The sequence below is a fragment of the Veillonella sp. CAG:933 genome (genome assembly GCF_000431435.1).
In the GTDB taxonomy this organism is placed as follows: domain Bacteria; phylum Bacillota; class Negativicutes; order Veillonellales; family Veillonellaceae; genus Veillonella_A.
This window is the reverse complement of sequence record NZ_HF986114.1, coordinates 1-1464: the sequence shown is the minus strand read 5'-3', so window position 1 is coordinate 1464 and position 1464 is coordinate 1. Positions and strand designations below refer to the sequence as shown.

Annotated in this window: 2 protein-coding genes; one reads left to right on the top strand and one right to left on the bottom strand. The window is 41.7% G+C overall.

From position 1 onward, the window contains the following. Window positions 1-92: 92 nt before the first annotated feature. Window positions 93-467, bottom strand: a complete 375-nt coding sequence (locus QZL64_RS00860) for a RidA family protein (RefSeq protein WP_021840176.1) — start codon at window positions 465-467, stop codon at window positions 93-95. A 180-nt stretch (window positions 468-647) separates the two neighbouring features. On the opposite strand from QZL64_RS00860, the gene QZL64_RS00855 reads away from it, so the two are divergent. Further along, complete coding sequence (locus QZL64_RS00855; RefSeq protein WP_021840175.1) at window positions 648-1256, top strand: methylated-DNA--[protein]-cysteine S-methyltransferase; 609 nt, start codon at window positions 648-650, stop codon at window positions 1254-1256. The last annotated feature ends 208 nt before the right edge of the window (window positions 1257-1464 follow it).

Sequence of the window (1464 nt, the reverse complement as noted above, 5' to 3'; positions counted from 1 at the left end):
TTAAATTACCAACTCAAAATGTCCTATAACCCAAAACTCCGATACACGCATCACCGCATGTACCGGAGTTTTTTGTTAAGGGTTAAAGTAGATTATTCAGCCACAGCAATTACTTCAACTTCTACGGAGAAGTTAGCCGGTAGTTCTTTAACGGCAACGCAGCTGCGAGCTGGTTTGCTAGTGAAATATTCAGCATAAATAGCGTTAAATTTAGCAAAATCGTTAATATCAGCCAAGAAGCATGTCGTTTTAACGACTTTGGAGAAATCAGTGCCTGCTTCTTTCAAAATAGCTTCGATATTTTTCATAGCTTGTAAAGTTTCAGCTTCAACGCCGCCTTCAACCAATTTACCGGTTTCAGGATTGATACCACCTTGACCGGAAATGAATACGAGACCGTTGGCTTTAATAGCTTGAGAGTAAGGGCCCAAAGCTTTAGGGGCGTTTTCAGTAAATACAGGTTTCATAAAAAACTCCTTTCATGGACAATTACACGCGTAAACTTGTATAATTTGCTTATAGACTCATTATAAATTAAGTTTACGACGATGTACAATATCAAATGGACAAAATAACCTGAAATGTTTACCTCAAAATGTCATAGACTCATTTTGTAAATATTTAAGCACCTAAGGAGGCATCTGACTATGACCACAAAACGCTCCCCTGAATCTAAGGTAACACCGAACACAACAACGAACACAACGCCGGACACAATCTATAGTTACACAACAACCTTCCCCGACATAGGCGTCATTACCCTGTACAGTGATGGTGATAACCTAATTGGCCTCAGTATGCCGAGCCAGCAGTACCGATTGGAGCCAACTGAAAAGGAAATCACCGATAAAGAATTACCGATTTTTAAAACTACGGAAAAATGGCTCACCAAGTACTTCGCCGGCAAAGAGCCTAAAAAATTCCCACCGATTCGCTTCATCGGCACTCCGTTCCGCCAAAAAGTTTGGCAAGCCTTATTAGAAATCCCACACGGCGAGCTCGTCACCTATGGAGACTTAGCTAAAAAGCTCTATCCTAACGATGCCAATACGGGCATCCGCGCTCGCGCCATAGGCGGTGCTGTCGGTCACAATCCGATTCCTATTATCGTACCTTGTCATCGTGTTGTAGGTGCCAACAATAACCTCACCGGCTATACCGGCGGTTTAGACGTCAAAATCAAACTCCACACCTTAGAAGGTGTGGACATGGAGCCCCTAAAGTGGCCGAAACGAACAACGAAAAATACATTTTAATGCTTGGCCCCTTAATGCTTAACCCCTACATATCCAGTTTCCTACACAGCTAATTTCCTACACAGCCGGTCCGGAAACTAACGGCCCAATATGACAAGCTAATAGTATTATATGCAAAGAACCTGATCAATAAATAATCAGGTTCTTTGTACTTTTATATAGTTTTCTCCGAATTCAGAGTTATAGGACAAAAAGTGTGTGTAAAAAG